Annotated in this window: 19 protein-coding genes and 1 tRNA gene; 9 read left to right on the top strand and 11 right to left on the bottom strand. The window is 60.0% G+C overall.

The features are described from left to right. Positions 1-151: 151 nt before the first annotated feature. On the bottom strand, positions 152-2185 hold the full coding sequence (locus tag QP977_RS04755; RefSeq protein ID WP_070429111.1) for a M13 family metallopeptidase: 2034 nt from the start codon (positions 2183-2185) through the stop codon (positions 152-154). Between the two features lie 106 nt (positions 2186-2291). Between QP977_RS04755 and QP977_RS04760 the strand changes: the two genes are divergently transcribed. After that, a complete protein-coding gene (locus QP977_RS04760) occupies positions 2292-3218 on the top strand; it encodes a glycoside hydrolase family 25 protein (RefSeq protein ID WP_070652694.1) in 927 nt (308 codons plus the stop codon). A 27-nt stretch (positions 3219-3245) separates the two neighbouring features. Here QP977_RS04760 and QP977_RS04765 read toward each other — a convergent pair whose 3' ends face one another. The 6 genes from QP977_RS04765 to QP977_RS04790 all read right to left on the bottom strand — a co-directional run bounded on the left by QP977_RS04765 (position 3246) and on the right by QP977_RS04790 (position 12571). Further along, a complete protein-coding gene (locus QP977_RS04765; protein WP_070652695.1) occupies positions 3246-4274 on the bottom strand; it encodes a TIGR00730 family Rossman fold protein in 1029 nt (342 codons plus the stop codon). 40 nt (positions 4275-4314) lie between these two features. Next, positions 4315-7713 (bottom strand): arabinosyltransferase domain-containing protein, encoded by a 3399-nt coding sequence (locus QP977_RS04770; protein ID WP_070652696.1) that lies wholly within the window; start codon positions 7711-7713, stop codon positions 4315-4317. A gap of 118 nt (positions 7714-7831) precedes the next feature. Continuing rightward, positions 7832-9853 (bottom strand): galactan 5-O-arabinofuranosyltransferase, encoded by a 2022-nt coding sequence (locus QP977_RS04775; protein WP_070652697.1) that lies wholly within the window; start codon positions 9851-9853, stop codon positions 7832-7834. Between the two features lie 120 nt (positions 9854-9973). Next, entirely contained in the window at positions 9974-10735 is a 762-nt protein-coding gene (gene dprE2, locus QP977_RS04780; RefSeq protein WP_049189783.1) for a decaprenylphospho-beta-D-erythro-pentofuranosid-2-ulose 2-reductase, read from the bottom strand. 25 nt (positions 10736-10760) lie between these two features. Beyond that, positions 10761-12230: a decaprenylphosphoryl-beta-D-ribose oxidase gene (gene dprE1, locus QP977_RS04785; RefSeq protein WP_284847180.1), complete on the bottom strand. Its 1470-nt coding sequence runs from the start codon at positions 12228-12230 to the stop codon at positions 10761-10763. Between the two features lie 113 nt (positions 12231-12343). Beyond that, on the bottom strand, positions 12344-12571 hold the full coding sequence (locus QP977_RS04790) for a hypothetical protein (RefSeq protein ID WP_005510976.1): 228 nt from the start codon (positions 12569-12571) through the stop codon (positions 12344-12346). A 19-nt stretch (positions 12572-12590) separates the two neighbouring features. Here QP977_RS04790 and QP977_RS04795 point away from each other — a divergent pair, with 19 nt between their 5' ends. The 6 genes from QP977_RS04795 (at position 12591) to QP977_RS04820 (ending at position 19344) form a co-directional block, all read left to right on the top strand. Then, positions 12591-13244 carry a hypothetical protein gene (locus QP977_RS04795; protein WP_048732041.1) on the top strand — a complete coding sequence of 218 codons (654 nt, stop codon included), beginning with the start codon at positions 12591-12593 and terminating at the stop codon, positions 13242-13244. Positions 13245-13295: 51 nt separating this feature from the next. Further along, positions 13296-14279 carry a hypothetical protein gene (locus QP977_RS04800; protein WP_070827226.1) on the top strand — a complete coding sequence of 328 codons (984 nt, stop codon included), beginning with the start codon at positions 13296-13298 and terminating at the stop codon, positions 14277-14279. Positions 14280-14357: 78 nt separating this feature from the next. Beyond that, positions 14358-14891 carry a GtrA family protein gene (locus tag QP977_RS04805; RefSeq protein WP_053093006.1) on the top strand — a complete coding sequence of 178 codons (534 nt, stop codon included), beginning with the start codon at positions 14358-14360 and terminating at the stop codon, positions 14889-14891. An 18-nt stretch (positions 14892-14909) separates the two neighbouring features. Continuing rightward, positions 14910-16832 carry a glycosyltransferase gene (locus QP977_RS04810; RefSeq protein ID WP_016421829.1) on the top strand — a complete coding sequence of 641 codons (1923 nt, stop codon included), beginning with the start codon at positions 14910-14912 and terminating at the stop codon, positions 16830-16832. 10 nt (positions 16833-16842) lie between these two features. Continuing rightward, complete coding sequence (locus QP977_RS04815; protein ID WP_069359678.1) at positions 16843-18039, top strand: hypothetical protein; 1197 nt, start codon at positions 16843-16845, stop codon at positions 18037-18039. Between the two features lie 174 nt (positions 18040-18213). Continuing rightward, on the top strand, positions 18214-19344 hold the full coding sequence (locus QP977_RS04820; RefSeq protein WP_070607258.1) for a PDDEXK family nuclease: 1131 nt from the start codon (positions 18214-18216) through the stop codon (positions 19342-19344). Positions 19345-19705: 361 nt separating this feature from the next. Here QP977_RS04820 and QP977_RS04825 read toward each other — a convergent pair whose 3' ends face one another. From QP977_RS04825 to wzm, 3 genes are all read right to left on the bottom strand, one after another. Beyond that, complete coding sequence (locus QP977_RS04825; protein WP_070549350.1) at positions 19706-20812, bottom strand: glycosyltransferase; 1107 nt, start codon at positions 20810-20812, stop codon at positions 19706-19708. Between the two features lie 168 nt (positions 20813-20980). Next, positions 20981-21763 carry a galactan export ABC transporter ATP-binding subunit Wzt/RfbE gene (gene wzt / locus QP977_RS04830; protein ID WP_038627279.1) on the bottom strand — a complete coding sequence of 261 codons (783 nt, stop codon included), beginning with the start codon at positions 21761-21763 and terminating at the stop codon, positions 20981-20983. 46 nt (positions 21764-21809) lie between these two features. Next, positions 21810-22778: a galactan export ABC transporter permease subunit Wzm/RfbD gene (gene wzm, locus QP977_RS04835; RefSeq protein WP_080985633.1), complete on the bottom strand. Its 969-nt coding sequence runs from the start codon at positions 22776-22778 to the stop codon at positions 21810-21812. 471 nt (positions 22779-23249) lie between these two features. Between wzm and QP977_RS04840 the strand changes: the two genes are divergently transcribed. Then, complete coding sequence (locus tag QP977_RS04840) at positions 23250-24518, top strand: aminotransferase class V-fold PLP-dependent enzyme (RefSeq protein WP_049193883.1); 1269 nt, start codon at positions 23250-23252, stop codon at positions 24516-24518. A 16-nt stretch (positions 24519-24534) separates the two neighbouring features. On the opposite strand, the gene QP977_RS04845 is transcribed toward QP977_RS04840, so the two are convergent. Continuing rightward, positions 24535-25503 (bottom strand): NAD(P)H-quinone oxidoreductase, encoded by a 969-nt coding sequence (locus QP977_RS04845; RefSeq protein WP_048732059.1) that lies wholly within the window; start codon positions 25501-25503, stop codon positions 24535-24537. Positions 25504-25701: 198 nt separating this feature from the next. On the opposite strand from QP977_RS04845, the gene QP977_RS04850 reads away from it, so the two are divergent. Further along, positions 25702-25786 (top strand) — tRNA-Ser (locus QP977_RS04850). Positions 25787-25923 lie beyond the last annotated feature (137 nt).

Raw genomic sequence — 25923 nt, forward strand, 5'->3', positions numbered from 1 at the left:
GATTTTAGTTCTACGTTTGCAAAAACAAAAAGTCAGCTTTTGCATTTGTAGTAAACGGTGAGGCGTTTGCTGTCCCCGGAGGCTGCGGAAGGCATCGGAGAGCCCGGAAAGCATCGGAGGATAAGGCAGCGCAGGTTGGGTTCCCGCAGAATTACCAGATATTCACGCGCTCATTCGGCTCACGCCACATGCCGTCCCCCGCTGAAGTGCCGAAGGCCTCATGGAACTCATCGATGTTGCTGGCAATGACGTTGCAGCGGAACTCCGCCGGCGAGTGCGGGTCAATGGCAAGCAGCTGACGTGCAAACTCCGGACGAATCTTGGAACGCCAGACCAGTGCCCACTGCTTGAACAGGTCACGGTAGGTCTCGGGGGTGTCCTCCAACCCGAGTTCCTTTCCGCGGGCAGCGAGGAAACGGCGGAAAGCGACGACAGCAATACCAAGCCCGCCCAAGTCACCGATGTTCTCTCCCAGGGTGAAGCGACCGTTGACACCGGGCAGGTCAGCGCCCTCCTCGGCCTGCTCGCGCAGAGCCTGCGGAACCAGGCCCTCGTACTGGTCCACCAGTGCGGAGGTCAGCTTCTCAAAAGCTGCGCGATCCTCATCGGTCCACCACTGGTGAAGGTTGCCGTGACCGTCATACTGCGAGCCCTGGTCATCAAAACCATGACCAATCTCGTGACCAATAACCGCACCGATGCCACCGAAGTTCTCCGCCGGGGAAGCGTCCGGTGAGAAGAACGGCGACTGCAAAATCGCAGCCGGGAACGTGATGTCATTGACCACCGGATTGTAGAAGGCATTGACCGTCTGCGGAGTGCCATGCCACTCATCACGATTGGCCGGGGTTCCCAGCTTTGCCACCTCATAATCATGCGCAAAAGCGCTGGCAGCGCGAGCATTGTCCATCAGTGAATCCCCGAGCTCCATCGCCGAGTAATCACGCCAACGCTCCGGGTAGCCAATCTTGGCCTTAAACAGCGACAGCTTCTCCAGCGCCCGCTCCTGTGTCGCCTTCGTCATCCACGGCAGCTTCGAAATTCGCTCCCGGTACGCCGCCAGCAGGTAGTCCACCAGTTCCAGGACCTGCTCCTTGTACTCCGGAGGGAAGTGCTTTTCCGCATACAGCTTGCCGACGTCATGTCCAACCGCCCCGTCCGCAAAGGCAACACCACGCTTCCAGCGTGCACGCTGCTCGGTCGAACCCTGCAGGGTGCGGCCGTAGAAGTTAAAGCTCTCCGCAGAGAAGTCATCCGACAGGTAGGCGGCGCGCTGGTGGAGGACGCGCCACAGTGCCCACAGGCGCAGATCTGCCAGGTCAGTGTCCTGCCACAACTTGCTCAAGTGCTCGAAGTACGACGGCATCATCACCACGATGGTGTCGATGGCAGTCTGGTTCGTCTCATTGACACCGGTGGCCGCGAGCCACTCCGCGACCGGGAAGCCGGTGGGGAGGTCAGAAATGGCCGTCTTGTTATAGGTCTTCAGTGCATCGCGGGTATCGACCACATTCCAGTGACCAGCGGCAATACGCTTTTCAAAAGCCACGATGCGCGCCGCCGCAGCGGCCGGGTCCACCAACTCGAATGCAGCAAGCGCGGTGGAGAGGTTCCCCGCGCCGTCGTCATGCGAGGAGAGAAGCTTCAACATAGCGGCAACATGCTGCTCATAGGCAGCGAGGGTGTCGGCGTGACCAGGCTCGCGGTAGTAAGCCTCATCCGGGAGGCCGAGGCCCGACTGCAACAGATAGAGAGCATCCAGGTCCGAGCCGGAATCCTTCTCTACCCAGTACCCGAGCGCACCACCGACACCGAGGCGGTCGAGGCGGCCGAGCGCCAACGCCAGCTCATGCGCGTTCTCGGCGGAGGCAATCATTTCTAGATCCTGCGCGAGAGGAGCTGCGCCGGCGTTATTAATAGCGGCTTCGTCCATAAAAGAGTTGTACAAGCGAGCGACGCGGGAATTCGGATCCGCATCGGCGGCAGTGGTGATGAGCTCGCGGACGTTTTCCTCCGCCTCATCCCGCAGCTTGTAAAAGGCGCCATCGATGGGGCGGTCAGCCGGGATGACGTGATTGCTAATCCACCCACCGTTGGTGGCCAAGTAGAGGTCGTCCTGCGGGCGAGGAGTTGTTGAGAATTGGGACGTTGCGGACTGGGTCTCAGTATTAGTGCTATTTGTCATGCCGCCAGTCTAGGGGCAAGGGCGGATTGAAGCTGTGACTGGAGGGGTGGAATAAGTTTAGGCTTACGAATGGGGCTGAAGTGGTTTAGGGGGTAAGGTGCAAACCATGAAATTTCTTCCACTTTCCGCGAACGCGGTGTTGAAGCGACGCCCGGGACGCGCCACTTTGGCAAGTATCGTGGCCGTTGCGCCGCTGACCTTGGGTGTTATTGCACCGGCAGACGCACAAACACAGGACGCATCTGCACACTCCAACCAGTCCGCTGCTGATTCCAAGGGGTCGCTCGACTTTTTGACTGTTCAGGAGTCGCAGGGCTCTGATGCCAACGGTTCGTCAACTGGTTCGGCTACCAGCGCATCGTCAAACTCGGCTCGCACCGGCTTCAACATGGGGCCGACCGGCGTGGACGTTTCCAAGTGGCAGCGCCCAGGTGGCGTCGCGCTGAAATGGGACGAGGTCGCAGCCAGCGGCCAGAAGTTCGCTTTCATCAAGGCCACCGACGGTGTCGAAGGTGACCAGAAGTACTTCCTCGAGGACTCCATTGCTGCAGCGAAGGCCGGTCTGTATGTGGGCAGCTACCACAAGGCACATCCGGATCGCTCCGCAATTGCGCAGGCTGACCAGTACGTAGAAGCACTGCAGCAGCGCGATGAGCAAATCTCCACAGACAAGACACTGCCGCCGGTGCTGGACATCGAGCTGGATAATGGCCTCAACCCGACCCAGCTGCAGAAGTGGACCAAGGACTTCCTCGAGCGCGTAGAGGAAAAGACCGGCGAAACCCCGATGATTTACACCTACCGTTGGTTCTGGCAGAACCCGATGGGTAACTCGACCGACTTCACCGACTACCCGCTGTGGCTCGCCGCCTACGAAGACAGCGCTCCGACCTCACTGCCGGGTGGTTGGGAGAGTATGGCCTTCTGGCAGCGTTCCTCCACCGGCCGCGTCGATGGCATCCCGACCAACGTGGACGAGGACGTCTTCAACGGCACCGAAGCTGAGCTGCAGCAGCTGGCTGCTGCTCACTAGCAGGATGTTGTGGGGTCTGGGGTCGGGCTAAAACTTCGTCCGCCCCGCACGCCACGCAATCAACGCAGGCAGGAGCTTGTCGACGTCGTCGACGACAATAAGCGCATCGAGAAGCTCCGGCCGCACAAAACCCGCATCCACAACGTTGCGGAGCAGAGCCAACAGTGGCTCCCAAAAGCCCGAAGGACCCAGCAACGCCACTGGCTTGGCATGAATCCCCAGGTGCTGCTGGGTCCACACTTCGAAGAACTCCTCCAGCGTGCCCGCGCCGCCGGGGAGCGCAACAAAAGCATCGCCAAGCTCATACATGCGCGACTTGCGGTCGGCCATAGTCGCAACAGTTTCCAGGTGAGTCAGCCGCGGATGGGCAATTTCCTTCTTGACCAGGACCTCGGGGATGACACCGGTGACACTGCCGCCGTCGTCAAGCGACGCGTTAGCAACCGTGCCCATAAGACCAATCGCCGCGCCCCCGTAGGCGAGCTCCACCCGATTTTCCGCGAGTGTCTGGCCGAGGCGTTCGGCGGTGACGCGCCAGGCGGGATCGTTGCCGAAGCCGGAGCCGCAGAAGACAGTCAGTGACGACAGTGCGCGCTGTGGCTGCTCACGGCCAGCGGCAAGCTGGGGCAGCTCTTCGCGGAGCTTCGGCAGAGTGGTTTCGACCAGCATAGGGGCGATTTTCCCGGTCGGTAGCCAGGGGTCGAGCCAGCGGACCTCTTCAATTTCGGCGTGGGGCTGAACGTTCGCCAGCTCATCGGTGAACTCGCCGACATAGCGCACATGGTGGCCGACGACCTCGAAGCCCGCCTCGTTGGCGGCGGCCGCACGGGCGATATTCCACGGACGCAGCTGCGATAGCTCGATGTCCACGCCGAGCTCCTCGGAGACTTCGCGCGCGGCGGTGACCTCCGGGTGATCGACGGACTCACCCGGCTCGAACTTGCCGCCGGGCAGCATGAACGTATCCGTGCCCCGCTTACGAACGCACAAAACCCGCCCCACCGGGTCAGTCACAACCATTGCGGCGACAACGATGGAACGGGTTTGTGCAGTCACTCGGTCTCCTTAGGTGAAGGAGGCACCGAGGCTCTTTCGCCTAGGGATCCTTCACAATCATCTTCCCGGGCGAGTATAGACCCGAGCGAGTGATATCTTCATACTCAATTTCGGCGACATCCGGCTTGACCTTGTCCTTATTCGGACGCGGCGAGAGCTTCTCGACGGAACCCCAGTCGCGGCGCCAGTCGTTCTTGAGGTAAGTCGGTACGGACGTAGCCTCATTCACAGCGTCGGAGAATCCGAGCGGACCACCGCCATCGACCGACTGCCAGACATCTGCACCGACGACCTTCAGGCCACGGTCCGGAGTGATGCGGTATTCCGGAAGCTCTGCGACACCTGCGTAGTGGTCGAACGGACGCTGGCACGGGAACTGGAAGGCAACCGGCCAGTCCGGGATAGTCGCAGTTTCCGGCGAAATGACATCAGTCATCGACTGCAGCTCGGCCAGGCGCGGCGGGGTCAGTGCCAGCCACTGATCCTCGGAGACGTCATTGTCCTCCGCGACCAGTCGCACAGCGGTCGCTCCCTCTGGGATCTCCTCGGTCAGGAAGCGCAGGTTACGCCAGGTCGGAGCAGGGCCGATATCAATCGGCTCCGACTCGGAGAGGACCTCGAAGCCATCCTCGTCGCCGCCCTTGCGACCGTACTCTGCCACCAGCTTGCGACCCTGCTGAGCCACACCGTTGATGTCGTGGTGGAAGATACGGCCGGCCGCCGATACGACGAGTAGCGGGTGGTCCTCGTCAATCTCAGGCAGCTGGAACCAGGAAGTTTCCAGGCTTGCAGGACGCTGAATGTCCTCGGAGTAGGAGCCAAGCACCGGCACCTTATCCGGATCCAAGCCAAATGGCAGCTCGACCTGCGAGCCGTTGACACCCTTGTCGGCGCGCTTGCCGCCGTCGGTGCCCGACGCGGAGCCGCCCTCAACTGTGGCGTCCGGATCAGTAGACTGATCATCAGTGTCGGCAGTACTTGCCTGGCTCTGGCTGGTGTCCACAGCTTCGGCCTTCATGTTTGACGGGACGCCGTTCGGGTCGAAGCCACGGTTCTTCTCGCCACCGCGCAACGATTCCGCTAGCGGCTTGCCATCGACGGTATTCAGGAAGCCATCGTTCGGATCGGTTTCCATCAGCACATCGCTCGCCATATTACATGTCTGACCAGCCAAGGAGCGGATATTGCCCGCGGCGACCGAGTATGCCGGGTACTGCGATACTGCGCCCTTGCCCAGTGAAGCCACCATGAACATCGTCACCAGCAGCGTCGTCACTGCAATCGGGGACGATGCAACTGCATTGACGCGGCGCGCGCGTGCCGACTTTTCCTGCGACTTCGGCTTGGTACGGAACTCCTGGACGAAGTTCATTACGGCACCAGCCAGCAGCAGTAGCAAGGCCAGAGCCAATACTGCTGAACCCAGCTGGTGGCCGCGCAACTGAATGGTCTTGTCGAACCACGGCACGCCGTAGGACGACACATACCACCAGCCGTTAATGCCCATCAGCGAGAAAGCGAGGATGAAGGTGATACCACCGGCAAAGAACAGCTGGTTGCGCGGGTTACCTGCTACCCAATGGCTAATGGCCATAGCGGCAAGTGCTGCCAGGGAAGCCGCGATGCCCGCGTACACGCCGAAGTGGTGCGTCCACTTTGTCGGCGTGAAGGTCAGGAAGAACATGGTGCCGATGAACATGAACACCAGGCGTGCCGACGGGCCGGCCAGAGCCCCCGGAACGGTGCGGTGACGAAGCAGCGCGGCAATCGTGATGGTCAAGCACGCCAGTGCAATCAGAACTGGGAAACGACGCGGGAAGGCGCCGTCGACCGACTGCAGCACCAGCCAGTAGTAGCGGACGTACTCGTTGTACCAAGGCTCCGACGGGCCGATGATGCTGCGGACGCGAATGGACTCGCGGACCGTGGCCAAAGTCTGGTCGCCGAAGACACCGACCAAGATTGCGGTGCCCGCAGCCAGGAACGGCGCAATCTGCATCAGTGGGGCCTGCCAACCACCACCGAGAGCCTTATGGCGCTCAACGACAATGCGCACCAGCATCGGGATGCCTGCGAGCAGGGCAGCAACTGCCATTAGGCCCGTTGGGCCCGAGCCCAGTGCCAGCGTGGCGATAACCACTGCGACTGCAGCTGGCAGCAGGCGTCGAGTCAGAATTGCGCGCTCAATGAATACCCAGGTCAGCAGGGATCCCAGAGCAATGACCGGCTCCGGGCGCAGTCCGTTGTTGTACGGCAGCCAGAAGGCCAACAGCACACCAGCAGCAGACCAGTAGGCCACCCGGCGCTGGGCAATCTTGTCGCCGAGGCGCGGGATAACCATTCGGGAAATAATGAACCACACCAGCAGTGCGGACAGCAGCGCCGGTAGTCGCATCCACAGAGATGAGGTGGACACCTTCACCATCAGCGACAGCAGGTCGTAGTAAGGGCTGCCGAACGGTGACTCAGGAGCGCCGAACCAACGGTAGTAGTTCGCCATGTAGCCCGACTCGTCGGAGACGCGCGCCATGGTGAAGATGTAACCGTCATCGGAGGTGTTGCCACCGATGAAGTGCCAAACAACCAAAATCGTGCCGACCAGGATGTCCAGCGGAGTCGGCTTCAACGCACCGCGCTTGAACAGCGGAGTGAAAGGGGAACCGTCGATACGGTCAATGCGAGCCAACGCGACCAGGGAAGCCAGCGTCAGAAGCAGACCCAAGTACATGACGATGTACTTCACCACTGTCGGGTGTGAGGTGTAGCGGGAGTCGATGTTCATGTGGACATCGAGTCCATCGGCTACGGCCTTGGCCGCGTCACCGTCAGCGGGCAGGTCAGTGTAGATACCGGTGACCTGCGGACGGTAATCGCCGTGTGTGGTGGCGGTGAGCTTCTCACCATCTGAGTTCTTGGCGCCGTCGATGTTGACGGTGGTCTCATGCTCGTTTGAGCGGATCTCCAGGATCTTGCCCTTGTTGCTGGCAAGCTCCTTCTTATCCAGGCTCATCACCACGCTGTCGCGCAGAATGACGTCGAGGCCGTCCTTGCCCGAACGCACCATCAGGCCCCGTTTGGTCGGCTTATCCGCGGTCGGGGGGATAGTCGACAACAGGGTCGTCCGTTTGTCGGAAAGTTCATCCGTCAGGGACAGAGGCAGATCGACGCTCAGATCCAACGGTGCCTGCGCCATAAGCGGTGCATCCACTGAGTTCAGTGTGTCGCGCTGAGGCCAAGACACGGAGGACTGAGTATTCACGACCGGGAGGAACGGTGTGATGACAAAGCAAATGAAACCGACGATTCCAGCGATAATCGCTGTCCAACGAGTCAGTGTCGTAGGAGAGGGGCCGTCCATAGGCGGTCTCTCCACGCGGTCGATGGTCACTTCGGGTGAGCCGTCGACACTTTCTTTGATTTCTTTAGTTTCGGCAGTCACAAGGAAAGATACTACGGTAATTGGCGTTTTTCTTTGAGTTTGCAACGCGAAAGTTACATCACAGTTTCCACATTAGTAACAGGAATCACGTTTACAGCAGGGGATAGCCGCCCAATACCTACTTGCGAACCGCCACTACGAACGGGCCGACCTGGTTTAGCTCCCAGTGCTTCTCAAATGCAGAGCGGGCAAAATTCAGGCTCCGGAAGACCACATTCGGATTGTTCGGATAGATATCATCCGCGATGTCCAACGTCAGTGGAGCGGCATCCTCGCCATCAGGTGTCTCAACCTCGCCCCGCAGCACAATGGCATCCGGTCCGCGCCACGGCGTTTCATCCATGGCCTGTACGAGCTCATCGGGATCGCGAATCTCCGACCATTCCTCCAATGCCTGATTACGGCGGTCAAACTCACCCAGAGGGTTAGCGTAGTGGCTGGTCAGTGCCTGGAATCCATACCAGGGATAGAGTGCTTGGAAATTCTTCTCATCCGTCAGCACCACTGTCTGGGCCGGATCGAGCCCGGCCTCCTTCAGCGTTTGGTCCACCGCTGAGTACCACGCCCCGGCATTCGGTGGGAAGCGGTCCGCGCGCTCGCCGTTACCGTCGGTGTCGGTATGCGCCAAGTCGATGGCGCCATGCAACTTATTCGGAATCGACTGCGCGTAGCCAATGCCCGCCAGCAGCAAGACTGCCGCCATTACCGCGGAAACGCGCTTGGCAATGTGAGCTGGTGCCGCCTGCGGCCAATACTTCTCGATGCCGTTGAGACGGGCGTCGGCAAGCGCGACCACACCAGCCGCAATCAACATGAACGTAATCGGTGCGGTGAGGCGGAACCCCAGCAGCGTGCGTCCGAGCAGCGTCGCCACCATCGAGGCAACTACCCAGCCATAGAGCACCAGCGTGCCCAGGCCGAGCGCGCGGGCATCCGGCTCCGTGGCGCTGACCAGCATGCGCACGACGCCGATGAAACACAGCACACCGATTACGCTGGCGGCGAGCATCGGCAAAGGCAGCTGCGCGCCCTCCGGGGGCAGGTAGTGCGTCGCTGTCGCGCCCGAGCGCGGTGCCCCCGTCGCAACCGCCAGCATGTACGGACCCCACACCGTCGCCGCAATCAGCATCGACCCCACGCCCATAATGATCAGGCGCACTACGGGCATCCAAGAGCTTGACGACGTCCACGCGACCACGGCCAACACGACCACAATAAGCGCGCCTACGGCAGTGTAAAGAGTGTAGAAAGTCGCAGAAATACCCAGGAAGACGAGCACGCCAAACATGGCGGACCAGGCGCCGGTGAGACCGCGCCAGGCCATCACGGTCATCGCCGGAAGACCCATAGCAACGACTGCGGCGTAGGGCTCATCGGCGACAGTCGCCAGGGCGACCGCCGTGGTTGTCAGCGCAATGCCAGTGGCCACGGGCAGGGAGCCACTCAGGCGTTGCCACACCGGAATCAAAACACAGCCAGCAGCGGCGAGTGTCATCAACGCCCAGGGCTGGAAGACCTCCCAGCCGGCAATGCCCAGGATATTGGCCAGGCGTCCGCCCAGGAAGAACCAACCAGCGGGGTAGAAAGACGGGATGTCGATGTACGACATGTCATGCAGGCCAGGCTCCGCGGCCATCCTGGTGAGGTATTCAGTGCGGAACTCCTGGTCGACAGACAGACCGTCTAACCACAGCTTGGTCGAGCCCAGCGGCAGGCCGACGGCAGAGACCACCAGAATGGCCGGTGACATGTAAGCCATCAGGTACGTCAACCACGTTAGCCACCGGGGGCGATTGTCTTTGCCCTTGGTGGCGAAGAAATACAGCAGGACGGTGGTGAGCGTCAGCGTGATGACAATCAGCGCTGTTGCGACCGCCCTGGTCAGCTGCGAGCCGCCAAAGGCCGGCAGTGACAGGCGGTGGAACACAAACCAGGACGCCAGAGCGATAACCGAACCGCCCACAAGCGCTGCGACCAGGTAGAGGAGGGCAGCCTTGAGGGAGAGCTGGTCATCGTTGAAGATTTCGTAGCGATCTTCGTCAACCAGCTCACTATAGGATCGTGCGCCCGTTGAGTTGGCGCTAGTGATGTCGGCACCCGTGGTGTCAGCGCTCGAGGTTTCGGCCTGCTTGTCTACCATGCCCTCAAGTTTTGCACAGGAACCGGACTCCGACGAACGGCGGAGCCAAAGGTGGGTACGTCAGCCCGTCAAGCCCCGTCAAGCTCCGCCGAGTTCCATCGAGTCCTTCGAAACCCGCTCTTAAATCGGCAGCTTCTTGAAGATCGGGCGCGGAATGTGCTTCAGCACCATCATCACCAGCTGGAATGCCGGCGGAGCCCAGACCAGGGTTTTACCGGCCTCGACGGACTTCACCGCGAGCTTGGCAACATCTTCCTTATTCACGGTCAGCGGAGCCTCGTCCACGTCGGCGGACATACGGGTACGGACCTGACCAGGGCGGATCACCAGGGTCTTCACGCCGTACTCCTCCAGGGCCTCACCCAGGTTCAGGTAGAAGCCATCCAGGCCGGCCTTGGTGGAACCGTAGACAAAGTTGGAGCGACGCACGCGCTCGCCAGCAACGGAGGACATGGCAATGAACTGGCCGTGACCCTGCGCCTTGAACTTCTGACCGACGAGAACACCCATCGACATCGCACCGGTGTAGTTGATGTTCGCAGCCAGGACGGCCTTGCGCTGGTTCTGCCAGAGCTCCTCGGCGTCGCCAAGCATGCCGAACGCGACGATGCAGATGTCCACGTCGCCGTCGGCAAATGCCTTATCGACGACCTCTGGGTGGGAGTCGAAGTCCGTTGCGTCGAAGTCGAGGGTGACCACCTCGGAAGCGCCGGCGGCCTTCATCTTTTCAGCGGAGGCCTCGCGCAGCGGATCGTTCGGCAGGGAAGCCAGGATGACCTTGGCCGGGCCCTTCTTCAGGAACTCGGCGGTAATGGCCAGACCGATTTCACTAGTGCCGCCGAGCAGCAGGATGGACTGGGCAGCGCCTACAGCATTAATCATTGGGGCTTAAATCCTCTCGGTTGTCTTAGTGCAGTTCCAGTCGACGCGACATGTCAGAGGCGAAGACACCGTGTGGGTCAATCTCATTGCGGGTGTCCAGCCAGCTCTGCATCTCGGGGTACATCTGGTGGAAGCTAGCGGCGGAAGTGCGCGACTCCTTGGCCAGGTAGAGGCGGCCGCCGAACTCCATGACGCGCTTATCCAAATCATCGAGGAAGGCGCCGAGACCCGGTTTGATCGGGAAGTCCACGCAGACGTTCCAACCCGGCATCGGGTAGGACAGCGGAGCGCGGTTACCCTCGCCGAACAGCTTGAATACGTTCAGTGCCGAGTAGTGGCCGGAGCGCTGGATATCGCGGACAATCTCCTTGAACGGCTCGACGGCCTCGCGCGGAACAACGAACTGGTACTGCAGGAAGCCCTTGGAACCATATCCGCGGTTCCACTCGCCGATGAGATCCAGCGGCTGGTAGAACTGCGTGAGGTTTTGCACCTGGTTGCGGTAGGTACCGGACTTCAGCCACCACAGCTCACCAATGCTGATCATGGTCAGCTTGTTCATGGTGAAGGACGGGAAGATATCCGGCACAGTCACCAGCTGCGGAGCGTTGAACTTCAGCGGATCTTTGGCCAGCTTCGGGGCGTATTCCTCCAGCTGAGCCAAGGTTGCCAGCGAACCGCGGGAAATTGCGGCGCGTCCCAGCTTCGGCTCCGGTGAGATGGCGTCGAACCACGCGGAAGAGTAGGTGAAGTTCTCCTCGGAGCCATCGGAGTGGAACTCGATGGTCTCGTCCAGAGTGTGGGTCATGTCGCCGTCGGCGATGAAGTAGGCCGTCTCGGTCTTGGTCATCTTGATCCGAGCGCGGACAATAATGCCGGTCAGGCCCATGCCGCCGACGGTTGCCCAGAACAGTTTGCCGTCCGGGTCGTCTGCAGAGCCCTCCGGCTCAAGGTGCAGGATACGGCCGTCAGCGACCAGCAGCTCCATCGACAGCACGTGGTTGCCGAAGGAACCTGCGGAGTGGTGGTTCTTACCGTGAATATCCGGACCAATGGCACCACCGATAGTGACCTGGCGAGTTCCCGGCAGCACCGGCACCCACAGGCCGTAGGGCAGTGCGGCCTTCATCAGCTGGTCCAGCGTGACACCGCCGTCGACATCAACAATCGCCGACTCCTGGTCAATGGAGTGGATCTTGTTGAGCTTCTGCATGTCGATGACCAGACCGCCCGAGTTCTGGGAGGGGTCGCCGTAAGAGCGGCCCATACCGCGGGCAATTACACCGCGGCGCAGGTGGGCAGGCTTGTCGGAGTTCTGGTCTGCGACAGCCTTGACGGCGTTAACGATTTCATCCAAGTCCGGCGTCGACAGCACCTGGGACTTAGCGGGGGCGGTACGACCCCAACCGGTCAGGGTCCTGGCTTCTGTGTGTACGGCTCCGTAGGCACCGTTCGAAGCATCGGTGCTGGACTTGCCGTTAGTGTTAGTGGACATCAAGGCTAGGCTACCCCTTTGCACCGGCTCCGTCGCCCGTGACGCTCCGAGGTGTTGGTCACGCTTGAGGTCGCGCACGGGCCGTCGGAAAGCAAGCGAAATATACGGAGAGACTATAGATCCATAATTTTTCGGATCTCTTCCGGCAGCATTTCCTGCGAGGTGATCTGCGGGCCGTCGTACGCCTCGAGTGCGCGGTAGACCTGTGCGCGTTCCTTGCTGTCGAGGATGGGCAGTTCCTCGGCGAACAGCATGACCATCTGGTTCGACAGCGGGGTGTTGGTGTACTCGGCGGCCATGTTGATGGTTTCACGCGGCTTCTTCTTGAAAAAGTCGAACATGCGATAAAGGCTACCCCGCGTGGGATCCGTCACTCGCGATACCATCAACCTCATGACTTCCACGCCTGCTGCTACTCCGCAGACCCTTGCCGTATGTAGTTCCACATCGCCCGTTGTCATTTGGCATGTGGAGCTCTCGCCGTCCTTTGCAGGCGAGAGGTTGTCGGGTGCATGGCTGGTGGATCCGCTTGACGACGGAGCCCTGGAGACCGCCACCAATCTGCTCACCGGTTGCTTTGTTGCGTCTGTGACCGCGGGCGATGGTGACGGTGACGCTGCGGCAGAGAGTGCTGAGGGTGCTGAGGGTGCGGACTTGCTATCGCAAGCGATTGAGCAGGCGGGGGCCACGGTGATTGACCTGCCGGCATCCGTGGCCGGCATTCGTGACCACATCGGGCAGCTGCGCGCTGCCGCGAAGGAAGAGAAGGCCAAGCCCGGCAAGGGAAATCTGACGGAGCCGCGGTTTCCCAAGGTCAACGACGTGGAGGTTATTGATTTTCCGCATGTTGGCGAAAAAGTCGCAGGGCCGGTGCTGGGGCTTGCCCGCGGGGTAGAAGAGCTGGTGGCGCAGTGGACCGCGGTGGAGTCGCAGCGCCTGCGTCGCAAGTACTTGGTAGAGCCGTGGGGCGCGGAGCCGCGCCAGATTCCACTGGTAAAAACGCGCGCATTGTAGCGAGTTTTTGCTATCCAGGCCACATTGTTTTTCCTGCGTACGCTGTGAGGTATGGCAGCACAGACCGATAACGTAGTCGCCTTCCCGGGCGTTCGCGTGGCCACGGAACCGGCCACGCTCATTATCGGTGCCTCTTTAGAGGAAGAACCGTGCAGTGCCCACCGCGTCTTCGGGGTCAATGACCAGATGGATCTGCGAAGCCTGTCCCGCGTGTTAGCGGTCATCTTTGGGTGGGGCGAGGAAAGCGTGCCGACGAAGTTCCATTTGCCCGGCTCTGCGGTGGAGTCTGCGGCGCAGCTGGTGACTGACGGCAGACCCGCAGCGGTCGGAGTCGTCGATGTTCCCCTGTCCACCACAGTTGCCGAGGTGCTGCAAAGTCCCGGCGATACTCTTATCTGGCAGTGGGGCCTGTGGGAACATACATTGCAGGTCAGAGAAGCTTTTGCCCGCGATGAGGCCACCCCGGATGCCCTGTGCATCGGTGGCTCGGGTTCAATCCGCGCACTGGGGGATGTGGACGCGGAGGAGCCGGTAGATATTGCCGCAATCAATAGGGAATTGACCGGGCGGGACTCTATTCAAAATACGCTGGCCACCGCTCGTGCCGATATCGTGGACATCATCGAGAGGTCGGGGGTGTTTGAATTCGTGCCCCTGTTACAGGCTTTGGACCTGCAGAGGTCGGAATCAACCGCGCTTGAATTGACCGGGGAGGCGGGGGAGAGCGTCGTCAAGCGATTGCGTGCATTGCCTATAGAGGACGCCGAGAAAGACCCAGCCGGGCACGATGCGGCATTGGTGGAGCTGCTGTGCTTGGCGGCGCTGACCTCGGATGAGCTGCGGCATGATGTGGCGGCGCATGTCATGGAGCGCCTCGGCTGGGAGAGCGACGAGGGCATCCCACTATCCGGCGAGGACGTTGAGGAATTGGCGGCGGCTAGCTGGGCGGAGATGAGCGCGTTGGGGCTAGCTGGGGCGGATGCGCTCTCGCCGGTGGAGCGGCTGGATCTGCTGCGTGAGGCGCTGCGGCGTTAGTTCTTTTCTCCTCTTTATTGCCTGTTTATGTTCGCGCTGGCTGTTTGTTAGCTGGCCGGTGGCCTAGAATTCCTAGGCGTGTCAGCGAATGAAACAGCAAATGAAAACCCGAACCGCGACAACGGCAAGCTCGGAAACGGCTCCCACGAAAACGGATTTGTCGTAGAGGACTCGGCCGCAGTGCCAATGGCGACGGAGACCAAGGACGAGCACGGACTGAAAGTGCAGATGATGCGCTTTATCATCTCCGGCGTCATCGCGGCGGTGGTGGACTTCGGCCTGACGTTCATCATGCTCAACGCCTTCGGGGCGACCAACTTCTGGGGCAAGACGGTCGGCTGGGTTTTCGGCACGATTACGGCGTACATCATTAACAGCCGCTGGACCTTCAAGTCGAAGTCCTCGGCGAAGAAGGTGCTGGCAGTTGCGGTGCTGTACTTGATTACTTACGCCACACAGGTCGGCATCTTTAATGTGTTGCAGCCCTGGCTTGTCGAGGCCTGGGATTGGAACGCGCAGTGGGCACAGTTCGGCGCATTCGTCGTCGCACAGGGCGTTGCGACGGTAATTAACTTCATCATTCAGCGTGTATTCATCTTCCGTGTGAAATAGCGCGATACGCTGGGGGACGTGACTTCGACTGCTTCTAATAAGGAATCCACTCAGCTGACCGCCGAAACCGATGTTGACATGCTGACTATTCAGCGCGTGCTGTTTGCTCCGCCCGCAGACTGGGTGGAGCCGGATTTGTACTACCGAGTCGAAGGCGTTGGCGCCTACGACAGCTCGGTGCAGGCCACCCGTAACTCGATCACGCTCGGTCGCCACACCGTGGTGCGCACTGACACCTACTTCGGTCGCTTCCGAGCTTCTTACTGGCAGCGCTGGACCTCAATTAAGCAGGTCGAAATCCGTGCGCGCGTGGTCGGTTCCGCGCGTGTGCTGGCCTACACCGAAGATATTGGGGGCCACCTCCGCTTGGAGGACTCCTGGGCAGCGGGCGGCTCGGATGCCGACGGCAACTGGACCGGTGAGCACTCGCCGATGTCAGGTTCTGCCAATGAAGAGGTGCGTCTGACCGTCCCGCTGGACCGCTTCGCCGATGGCGGTGCCATTCACCTGCGCTTCGACACCGAGGACGCAGGCGCAAAGATTTCCGATGTCCGCTATGTTGTGCCCAAGTCGGCTATCAAGCGCGATATTCCGACTGACCTGGTCATTTGTTCCTACAACCGACCGGTTGACTGTGCTCGAACCGTCGCCACGCTGGCTGAGGACCTGCCAGCCCTTGAGCGCGTTCGCACCATCCGCGTCGTTGACCAGGGCGAACAGCACCCGGCCGACGAAGCCGACTTCATCCAGGCCAAGGAGATCCTCGGCGAGCGCCTGAACGTTGTCCACCAGCCGAACCTCGGCGGCGCCGGCGGTTTCTCCCGCGGCATGCGCGACGCCACCGCTGCGGGCGACTGCATGGTTCTGCTTACCGACGACGACATCCGCCCCGAGCCCGAAACCACCCTGCGCCTATCCGCCCTGGCCGTATGCGCGGAAAAGCCGATGCTGCTCGGTGCGCAGATGCTCTTCCTGTTCAACCCGACCAGCCTCTTCCGCACCGGCGAGACCTACAACTGGAAGGCGCTGACGGTCGAGGAGAACGACCCCAAGTTCGGTTACGCCGACGTGGACGTGCGCAAGTACCACCAGCTGCGTCGCCTGGGCGTTGACTACAACGCCTGGTGGACCTGCCTGGTGCCGTCCGAGGTCATTAAGAAGATTGGCCTGGCGCTGCCGCTGTTCTTCCAGTACGACGACATCGACTACGGTTTCCGCGCCGCCAAGGCCGGCTACCCGACTGACACCATTCCGGGCGCCGCCGTCTGGCACGCCGATTTCTACTGGAAGGACATCGAAAACGCCGCCCAGTACTTCGGCCTGCGCAACTCCCTCATCGCCGCCACCATGCACGGCGATGTCACCGCAAAGGACATGGTCAACGTCGCTTCACGACGAATCCTCTCGAACCTGGTCTCCATGCGCTACGGCCTGGCCTGGACGCAGATGGAAGCTGTTCGTGACCTGCTGCGTGGCCCGGAGGTGCTGAAGAACGCATCGCAGGGCGACTTCGCTCGCATTTCTGCTGGTCGAAAGAACTTCCCGGAGACCGAGCTGCTGCCGATGCACGAGATGCCGGGTGGTCTGACTCCGGTTCGCCCGCCGTCACACGAGATTTCCAGCGAAAACAAGACGATGGCAAAGCGTTTGGCTTATACGCAGATGGGTAAGAAGCGCCCGGGACCGGTGGCTGTGGCCTTCGAGGACTCCTTCTGGTGGCACATTTCCACCTTCGACGATGTTTGGGTTACCGATGCCTCCCAGAACGGTGTGCGTCACCTGGTCCGCGACCTGGATAAGGAAAAGTCCATGCGCGCCGAGACCATCAGCCTCATGCGCGAACTGTCCTCCAAGTGGGACGACCTTGCGAAGCAGTGGCGTGCCGCCGTGCCATCTTTGACCAGCGAAGACAACTGGGAAAAATTCTTCCAAGGCGAGTAGTTCTTCAATCATGACCACGCACACACCCACGCCTTCGACTAGCTCAGGTGGCAAAACCCGCAAGCAGCTCATCACCATCTTGGTGCTGCTGGTGTTGATTATCCTGTTGCTGGCTCTGTTCCTTTTCCTCCAGGTTTCTGGGGAACGGGGTGGCGATTCGGCGGCTGCCGAGGGTGGGGCGTCGTCGTCAAGCGAAAATGGCGATGCGCAGGCGCAGGCGGAGAAGGCCGTCGTTGTGTACAAGCAGGTGCTGGCGAACCCGGCGCCACTGCAGACTTTTGTCGGTGAAGTTAGTCCTGGTGGGGCGATGAAATATGCGCTCGTGCATCTTGATGATGGGTGCGTGCCCGAGCTGGTGCTGAACTATGGCACAAGTGCGATGAGCGCCGAAATTGATGCGATTGGTGTCTACGGCGTTGACGAAAATGGTCAGGAAATTCAGTTTCAGAATTCCTACCATGACGGCGTGACTTCTGTGGGCGGTGTACGTCGCGCTCTTCAGCGAGCTACTGGTCAGCCGGGTATGTTCTCGTTTTCTGCAGAGAGGATGGGGCGCGATCAGGAAGATTTGCTGGTGACGCGCCAGGGCAATGAGCTGGTGGAAACGCCTGCGAATCCGGGTGCCGGGGAGTTCGAACAGTTTAACTGGATTCCGGTTGACAACCTGGATGTCGTCGAGGCCATTGCTGCTGGTAATGACTGCGCGCCGGGCTCGGGCTCGAATGGTACTGGCGCTGATGGTGGTAACGGTGGCAACGGTGGCCCGAATCCGACGGCGGGGCAGCAGGCTTCGGGGTCGGGTTCGAACTCGGACTCGGGCTCGGGTTCGCAGTCTGGGGCTTCGGGTTCTAGTTCGCAGGGGTCGAGCAACGGAACCAGCGGCCAGCAGACCGTGACCGGTACTGTGAAGGTTTTCCAGAATCGAGCCGAGGTTCTCGCTTATCAGCAGCGTGAGGATCCCAACCCCCATACTGCCGACGATCGACAATTTGCGATTCTGGTTCTCGACCAGCCAACTGAAGTGACAGCAAAGCTTGCAGGAAGTAATGAATCTGAGACACGCACTATTGACCATGTCGTGATTAACCCAAGTCTCCACAGCGACGGGGAAAGGGTAACGATTAGCTTCTCAGCTGACGAGAAGTACTGGCCGTCAGACACCGGCATTCCGTTCGGTCTCGCAGTTGAGGACGGCGCCAAGTACTAAGTAAGCGACAGCTGGGTGTCCGCAGCTAGTTATCCACAGCCGCCAAATTGTCCACAGAAACGGGCAATTCGGCGGCTTTTCTGCTGCCAATTTCCGCGGGGTCGACCATAACTAAAGGCACTAATTCCAATGCGTGAATTCCTGTAGCCCACCTCGGGGAGCGTGCCTAAACCAATGCCTAACTGGACTTACGATTCCGATGGCCTCATCCACGCGGCTTCGCAGAAACAAATCAAGCATCCTTGTGAATATGTCAGTGCCAAGTCAGAGCTGGATAATCTGCACGGGCACGTCGGAAGCGCAAATATTCGAGATGGATCCCTGCTCAGACTGGCGTACGGCACATACATCGAGTGCTCTCGCTGGAATGCGCTGTCAGCATTCGAACGTTTTCAACTGCAGATAAAGGCACTGGTCAAGCCAGGTTCCGGGACAATCATTACGGGTGAAGCAGCCGCTGCGTTGCATGGCATCCCGTTGCTTGTTCGAAATGCCACAATCGCGCTTGCCAATTCCGGCCTGCGCCGACCTGGCGGCGGATTGCGCCATGTCGGTGACAGAATCCTCGAACAAGACATCGTTCGCATTGGTGGGCGCTGCGTTACCGATGTGCCGAAAACCGTCATCGATATCTGCCGCACCGCCGAGTCCGAAAACGGGCCAGTCATCGTTGACACCGCACTGCGACAGTGGTGTGACCTCGAAGAACTGCACACCGTCCTCACAAATTACCCACGTTCGCCGGGTACCCGCCGCGCCCGCGAGCTACTTCGAACTGCCAGCGCACACAGCGAAACCATCGGTGAGTCAATCACAAAGAAATGCATAATCGACTCAGGAATTGCCACGCTTTACGACGAAAAATGCGTGCTCATGCAGCAAGTCGAGTTCTATGACAGTGAAGGATTCATTGGGCGCGTCGATTTTTATGTGCCTCATCTGAATTTGATCATTGAGTTCGATGGGCTGACTAAGTATTCCGGTGGCGGGGTAGCAGCTACGGAGACTGTGCTTCTGAAAGAGCAAGCTCGCGAGAAGCGTCTGCGAAACCTCCACTTAGATGTACTCCGCTTCCAATGGTCACAGGTCATTAATGGGGACTGCGTGGAGGTCTTGCGACAGTTCGCTATTCGGCAGAGGCAGCGCATTCAGGCAGGTGGGTTGGTATTTTCGTCCGAAGTTGGGCGTTTTCGTCAAGCCACTGTCCCGTATAAAGATCGGCAGCTCCGTGAGTCCAGAATCCAGGAGCGTAAGCAGCGTTTGCAGCTTCTGGAAAATGCACCGGCCTCGCGCGACTCAGGCTAAGTTCAGCTGCTGACCTATTGCAATTGTGCTGACTTATGGCCAACTTTCCGCCACTTGTCGATGACTTTTCAGGACTTATGGCCACGCTGTTGGCCTGGCCCGCGCACTTATCGTAGGACTATTCACTTATGCGCAGGCTGTAGCGCATCGATGAGTGAATACCTCATCGATATGTCAGTGGAGGAGAAGGGAACCAGGGGTTAGGTAACACTTTTGCGCACTGAGCACTCGAAATGCGGACTACACGACCCGGGCGAGATCAAATATGCAGGCCAGCGCCACAGCCTCAGCCCCACCAGCCTCATCAGCCTCAGCGCTTGCCCGAACCCACCAGCCCCACCAGCCGCAACGCCAGCCCGAACTACTTCGACTTTGGATCGAAGCGCTCGAAGTTCTCCGCGCGCCCCTGCTTCAGTAGCTTGAACCAGCGGTAGAAGCCGCGGACATCGCGGCGCTGGACCAGGAAGAACCAGCCGAAGCGCAGGAACTCCTGTGGCATGAGCTTGCGCATGCCGGGCTGGCTCATCAGGTAGCCGCGGTTGCGGTAGGTGAAGTAGCGCTTGAAGTCATTGGTCGGGTACTGCGTGTGCATTTTGCCGCCGAGAATGGGCACAAATTCACCCGAACCGGAGGGGTGCAGGTAGGCCGTCGTCAAGCATGTGCCGAACCGGAGGCCGGAGCGGACCAGGCGGCGGTGGAATTCGACCTCGTCGCCGCGGATGAATAGGCGGTAGTCGGGAACGCCGAGCTGTTCCAGCGAGCGGGCGCTAAACAGTGCGCCGTTAAACAGGGATGCGATGCCGGGCAGGAGGTCGTGGTTGCCGTCGATGGTTTCGAGGTCGCTAGGCAGTTCGAGTCCGGTCGCAGCCTTCTGATCTGCGAAATTGGTGAACCATCTCCGCCCCTCAGAGTCGTTCACTGCCGGGAGTTTGGGGTTGATTCCGCTTTCGAAAAGCTCCTCGCGATGACGACGCCACACCAGCCCGCGGCGCAGGGGGAATGCCAGCTTGTTCGGAGCCTTAATATCGCAGACCACCGGCGAGACAGCGTCGAGCTGGTGACGTCGCGCGCAGCTGTGCAGCGCCTTCAGCACGTAGGAGTCCTCCGGGCGCCCGTCATCATCGGCGCACCAAATCCACTCCGCGCCCAGCGACAGCGCAGTCAGCATGCCCAGTGCGAAACCACCAGCGCCGCCCAAGTTCGTCTTGGAGCCGAAGTAGTGAATTTCCGGCGCCGATCCGCTTTCCGACGACTGCTGCGCCGCCACCTGCTCAGCGAGTTCCTTGACCTTCGGGTCATTGCCGTTGTCGACGATGATGAGCCATTTCGGCATGTGGGTCTGGCTGGCAACGATGGGAAGCGATTGACGCAGGTCCTCGATGCGGTTGTGAGTCACCACGATTGCGGCCGTTGCTGCCTCATCGTGCTTTGGGTGGTCAGCCGAGTTTTCGCTCACTTCGTTCTCCATCGGGGGAAGTACCGTTTATTACTGTTTTTATTGCTGTCTATCTTGCCATGTTGCTCCGGGTGGGCAATTCCAAGCATCCGTGCCGCCCGCCAGCCGCCGGCCGGCTGCCCGCGAGCCGCTCGCTCGGCCACGATGGGGGGAACCGCGCCCGGACTCCCCGCGAAGCTACTACCGTCGCTGCGCGAGCACGTTGCGCACCTGGTCGGCGGCTTCTTTACCTTCGTAGGCTTCGACCACTTCGTCGACAAGCCCTGCCTGTCGAACCGTACCGTGATCAATCCACAGTGCCGTGTCACACAGCTGCGCCAGGAATTCATTCGAGTGCGACGCAAACACCAGCAGACCGGAGCGGTCGACCAATTCGGTCAACTTCGTCCGGGCCTTCGCCATGAATGCGGCGTCGACGGCTCCGATGCCTTCGTCGAGAAGCAGGATCTCCGGCTCAATGGACGTGACCACACCGAGCGCCAAACGCACGCGCATACCGGTGGAGTAAGTGCGCAGCGGCATGTGCAGGTAATCGCCGAGTTCGGTGAATTCTGCGATTTCGTCGAGCTTGGATTTCATCTGCTTGCGCGTCTGCCCCAGGAACAGGCCACGGATGATGATGTTTTCCAGGCCGGAGATCTCCGGGTCCATGCCGACACCGAGGTCGAACACCGGAGCCACACGCCCGCGCACATCGGCGGCACCGCGCGTGGGCTCATAGATTCCCGACAGTAGTCGCAGCAGCGTGGACTTACCCGCTCCGTTGTGGCCAACCAAGCCGACGCGGTCGCCCTCGCGCAGATGGATGTTGATGTCCTTCAGCGCTTCAATGACCACGACATTGGAGTCATTGCGGCCAATCGCACCACCCGCGGCGCCGAGGAACGCCTTCTTCATCGACCGCGATTTGGCGTCGAAAATGGGGAAGTCAACGCACGCGTTGTAAGTATCAATGCTGACCATGCTTATCCCTTGCTAGTTCTATTCGCTTTACGACGGCCTTTGCGGCCTAAACCCAGTAGCTCACGCGGGAGCGCCACAGGCGCATGGCCCCGAGTGCCAGCAACAGGCCAACTGCGGTGCAGGCGAGGACGATCCACCAGTGGTAGGTATCCACCGGCTGGCCGGTCAGTGGGGCGCGGATGATTTCCAGGTAGTGGAACAGGGGATTGATTTCTGCGATGCGTGCGCGTTCGGCGACGGCACCGCCCTGTTCCTCCAGTGTCTTGGTGGTCCACACAATCGGAGTCATGTAAAACACCAGCTGAATTAGGGAATCCAGCAGTGGTGCCACGTCGCGGTAGCGCGTAGCGATGATGCCGAAGAACATCGTCACCCACACACCGTTGACCACCAGCAGCGCCATCGCGGGGATGACCAGGAAGAAGTTCCAGCCCAAATCCGGACGGAAGACCAGCACGAGAATCAGCCAAATCACCATGTTGTGGGCCAGGAAAAGCAACTGACGCCACACCAGCCTGTAGACGTGAACACTCAGCGCACTGGGCAACTGTTTGATGAGGCCTTCGTTTTCAATGAAGACGGTTGCGCCCTCGCGCACGCAGCCGGAGATGAAGCCCCAGATAATCAGACCAACGGTCACGTGCGGCAGGAAGAATGCCAGGTCCTGCTGGAACAGCAGCGAGTACAGCAGGCCGAGAGCCAGGGCCATCGCGCCGGTGGCAATGGTGATCCACAGCGGGCCAAGCGTGGAGCGACGGTACCGCTGCTTGATGTCCTGCCAGCCCAGTTGCAGCCACAGTTCGCGCTGGCCAAAGCCGGTAGCCAGATCCCGCCAGGCAGCGCCCATGGTACGGGAACGCGACTTGAAAGCCGGTGCCTCACCCGTTGCGTCAACCATTCGCGCAATGTCGCGACGGAGAGTTTCCTCCGTGCGGATAGCGGAGCCATTGCGCACAGTATTGGCCGACTGGTCGGCTGCAGCTGCGGATTGGCGATCATTTTCTGCGTTAGTCACGTCTCCAAAATACTAGCTAGGGCGGTTTAGATTGAATACCGACGGCACTGGGCGAGCCATTATTCCATGTCGTGACAGCGAACAACGGTCGCGTGGGACGGTCGTCATTGGTGGTGACGTGGTGCTTCTGAGGCTGTTTCCACGGTTGGTTATGTGACTGGTTATGTGACCCTGGAAAACTTACATACAATCGCCGCTGTAACTGCTTTATGGCATGCAGCTGGTGCATATGGTTCACGCATCGGGAGTGCTTGCGCATGGATACAGGCAGGAAAAGTTCGGCCAATTTTAAGCAACTGCTAAAAAGGGATAAAGATTATCCTATATGGGGTTGCTTCGATAGAATTGGCTCCAACTAAGATGTGCAAGCGATACACGGTTCGGGGCATGGATGCTCGATTCGTGGGTGATTGCACAGTTAACTCTGAAATAGATATCGCAGCTTGAATTCGAAACCGGGAAAGGGTTTTCATGGCCTTCGATGTGCCGACAACCAGGGGTGCTTACTCGTCGCTTTCCGACGGGTGGACATACCTCAATGCGGGTCAACGCACCCAGGTACCCGAGCGTGTCCAGGCTGCGATGATTTCTGCATTTCGCAATGCGCAGAAGTCCCTTCCTGGTGAGACTGGGGCGGGGGCTCATGGCCAGTCGCGCAGCTCGGGCGTTCCCGCTGCAGCGGAACTAACCGCCAGTGCGCGCCGGGCTTTTGCCGATCTCACTGGTGGCCCGGTCGCCGGCGTGGTGTTGGGATCTTCGCGTGAGGTGCTCATGGAGCAGTTCACGTCCGCAATGAGTCGACGCTTGACGCTCGGCTCTAACCTGGTGATTTCTCGCATTGGTTCGCAGGTCGTACACGCACCACTACGCCGAGCAGCCAATCTCTACGGAGCTCAAGTCCGCATTGCTGAGGCTGACTTGTCCTCGGGTACGTTGCCGTCCTGGCAGTTCGACGAGCTCGTAGACGAGCACACTCGCCTCGTTGTCGTCCCGGCCGCGGATCCGTTCATTGGCACCATTGCCCCGGTAGCTGACATTTCTCGGCGGGTGCATGAGTACTCCAACGCCTGGGTTTTGGTTGATGCCTCGGATATTGTCGCCTACCGCGATGTGTCGATGAGCAAGCTGGGCGCCGACATCATGCTGGTTGATGCCTCCGTGCTGGGCGGGCCTGAGGTCGCAGCATTGGTGTTCAAGGATCCCGAGATGTTCGAGCGCATGACGTCGTTAAGCTATGTGCCGAATGTGCGCGGCGTCGAGCGGATCGAGGTTTCCCCGGTGTCGCCGGCATTGCTCGGCGGAGTGTCGGAATCGGTGCTGCACCTGGCATCGCTGGATAGCACGGCGAGGGGGTCGCGTAGGCACCGCATTGAAACGGCGATGCCGCAGGTTTCTCGCTACTTGACGACGTTGTCGGAACGCCTAATTGCGGCGTTGATGACCCTGCCGCGGGTGTACATCATCGGCATGGATACCGAAGATGATTCTTTCGCGAGTGTGTCGCGGGCACAGCACATTCCGCGCGTTAGCTTCCTCGTCGATGGGGTGTCGGCGAAGGTGGTCGTGGATAGGTTGCTGGATAATGGCCTCGTGACCAGCATTGTTGATGCATACGAATCGCCACTGCTGGAGGCCATGGGCATCGATGAGGCTGGAGGCGCCGTGGGAGTTGGCCTCCAGCCGTTCAATACGCCGCACGACATTGACCAGCTCGTGCGCGCAGTTGCCTCGCTCGGTTAACTAGGTAGTCAGCTAACTAGACGGTCAGCACAATCTTGCCGCTGACCGCGCCGCTGTCGAGCAGCTCGTGGGCCTTGGCTGCGTCGCGCATATCCATGACCTCATGAATTTGAGGGGTGACGGTGCCGTCGGCAAGCATTGGCCAGATGGTGTCCTCTGTGGCGTTGACGATGCGAGCCTTGTCAGCGAGATCGCGGTAGCGCAGGCCGGTGGCGGTGATGGAGCCGCGCTTGCTCAGCAGGCGGCCGATGTTGAGCTCGCCCTTAACGCCTCCCTGCATGCCGATGATGACCAGGTGGCCGTCCTTCGCCAGGGCCTTGACGTTTCGGTCGAGGTACTTTGCGCCCATGATGTCCAGAATGACATTGGCGCCACCCTCAGCTGCAACGATCTCCTCGAAGTCCTCTTCCTTGTAATTGATGAGGATGTCGGCGCCGAGCTCCTTGCACTTAGCCAGCTTCTCCGCCGAACCGGCGGTGACTGCGACGCGAGCACCGAGCCGCTTGGCCATCTGAATAGCGAAAGTGCCGATGCCACCCGCGCCACCGTGGACCAGCAGTAGGTCGCCTTCCTTGAGGCCGGCAATCATCACGACATTCGAGAACACCGTGCAGGCAACCTCGACGATGGATGCGGCCTCGGTGAAGGAGTAGCCATGTGGCAGGGGGAGAATCTGGCCGGCCGGGACTGCGACCTTTTCGGCGTAAGCGCCACCGGAGAGAAGGCAGCAGACCTCGTCGCCGACTTTCCAGCCCTGGGAGTCCCCCTTGACCTCTTCAATGACACCCGCGCACTCCAGGCCGAGGGTGTCGGTCACGCCTTTCGGTGGCGGGTAGTGGCCAGCGGCCTGCAGTAGGTCAGCACGGTTTACGCCAGCGGCCTTGACCTTGACCAGCACCTGCCCATCCTCGAGAGTCGGTTCCGGAGCATCGGCCCATTCCAGGGCGCGGGGGTTGGAAAGATCAGTCTGAATGATTGCCTTCATAGTCTTCAAAGGTAATGCAAAAACTGGTTATGCACGCGGTATTTCAAGCTCTTTTGCAATTAGCAAAAATAGTTATGTCTGTAGAGGTGGATGCTTGGGGTGTGGTGTGGGATGAGAAGGCTAGCGAAAGGTGCTGGCAAGGGGTGTTATGAGGGCGTTTGCTGCCTCACGGCGGTATGCGGTTATGATGTTGTCGTTGGAAGTATGGCAGAGCGGCCGAATGCACTGGTCTTGAAAACCAGCGAGGGTCACACCTCCGGGGGTTCAAATCCCCCTGCTTCCGCAGATGGAAACCCTCGGTAGTTGTTCTACCGGGGGTTTCTTCATTTGTCTTCAAAATTGGGGGTTAAGTAGCAAAAAGTGTGTCTGACTTTCAGCATTACTGCTGATTAGGCTGGGTAAATCGGGCGGATATAAGCA

It is taken from the genome of Corynebacterium sp. MSK012 (genome assembly GCF_030232435.1).
Lineage (GTDB): Bacteria > Actinomycetota > Actinomycetes > Mycobacteriales > Mycobacteriaceae > Corynebacterium > Corynebacterium jeikeium_D.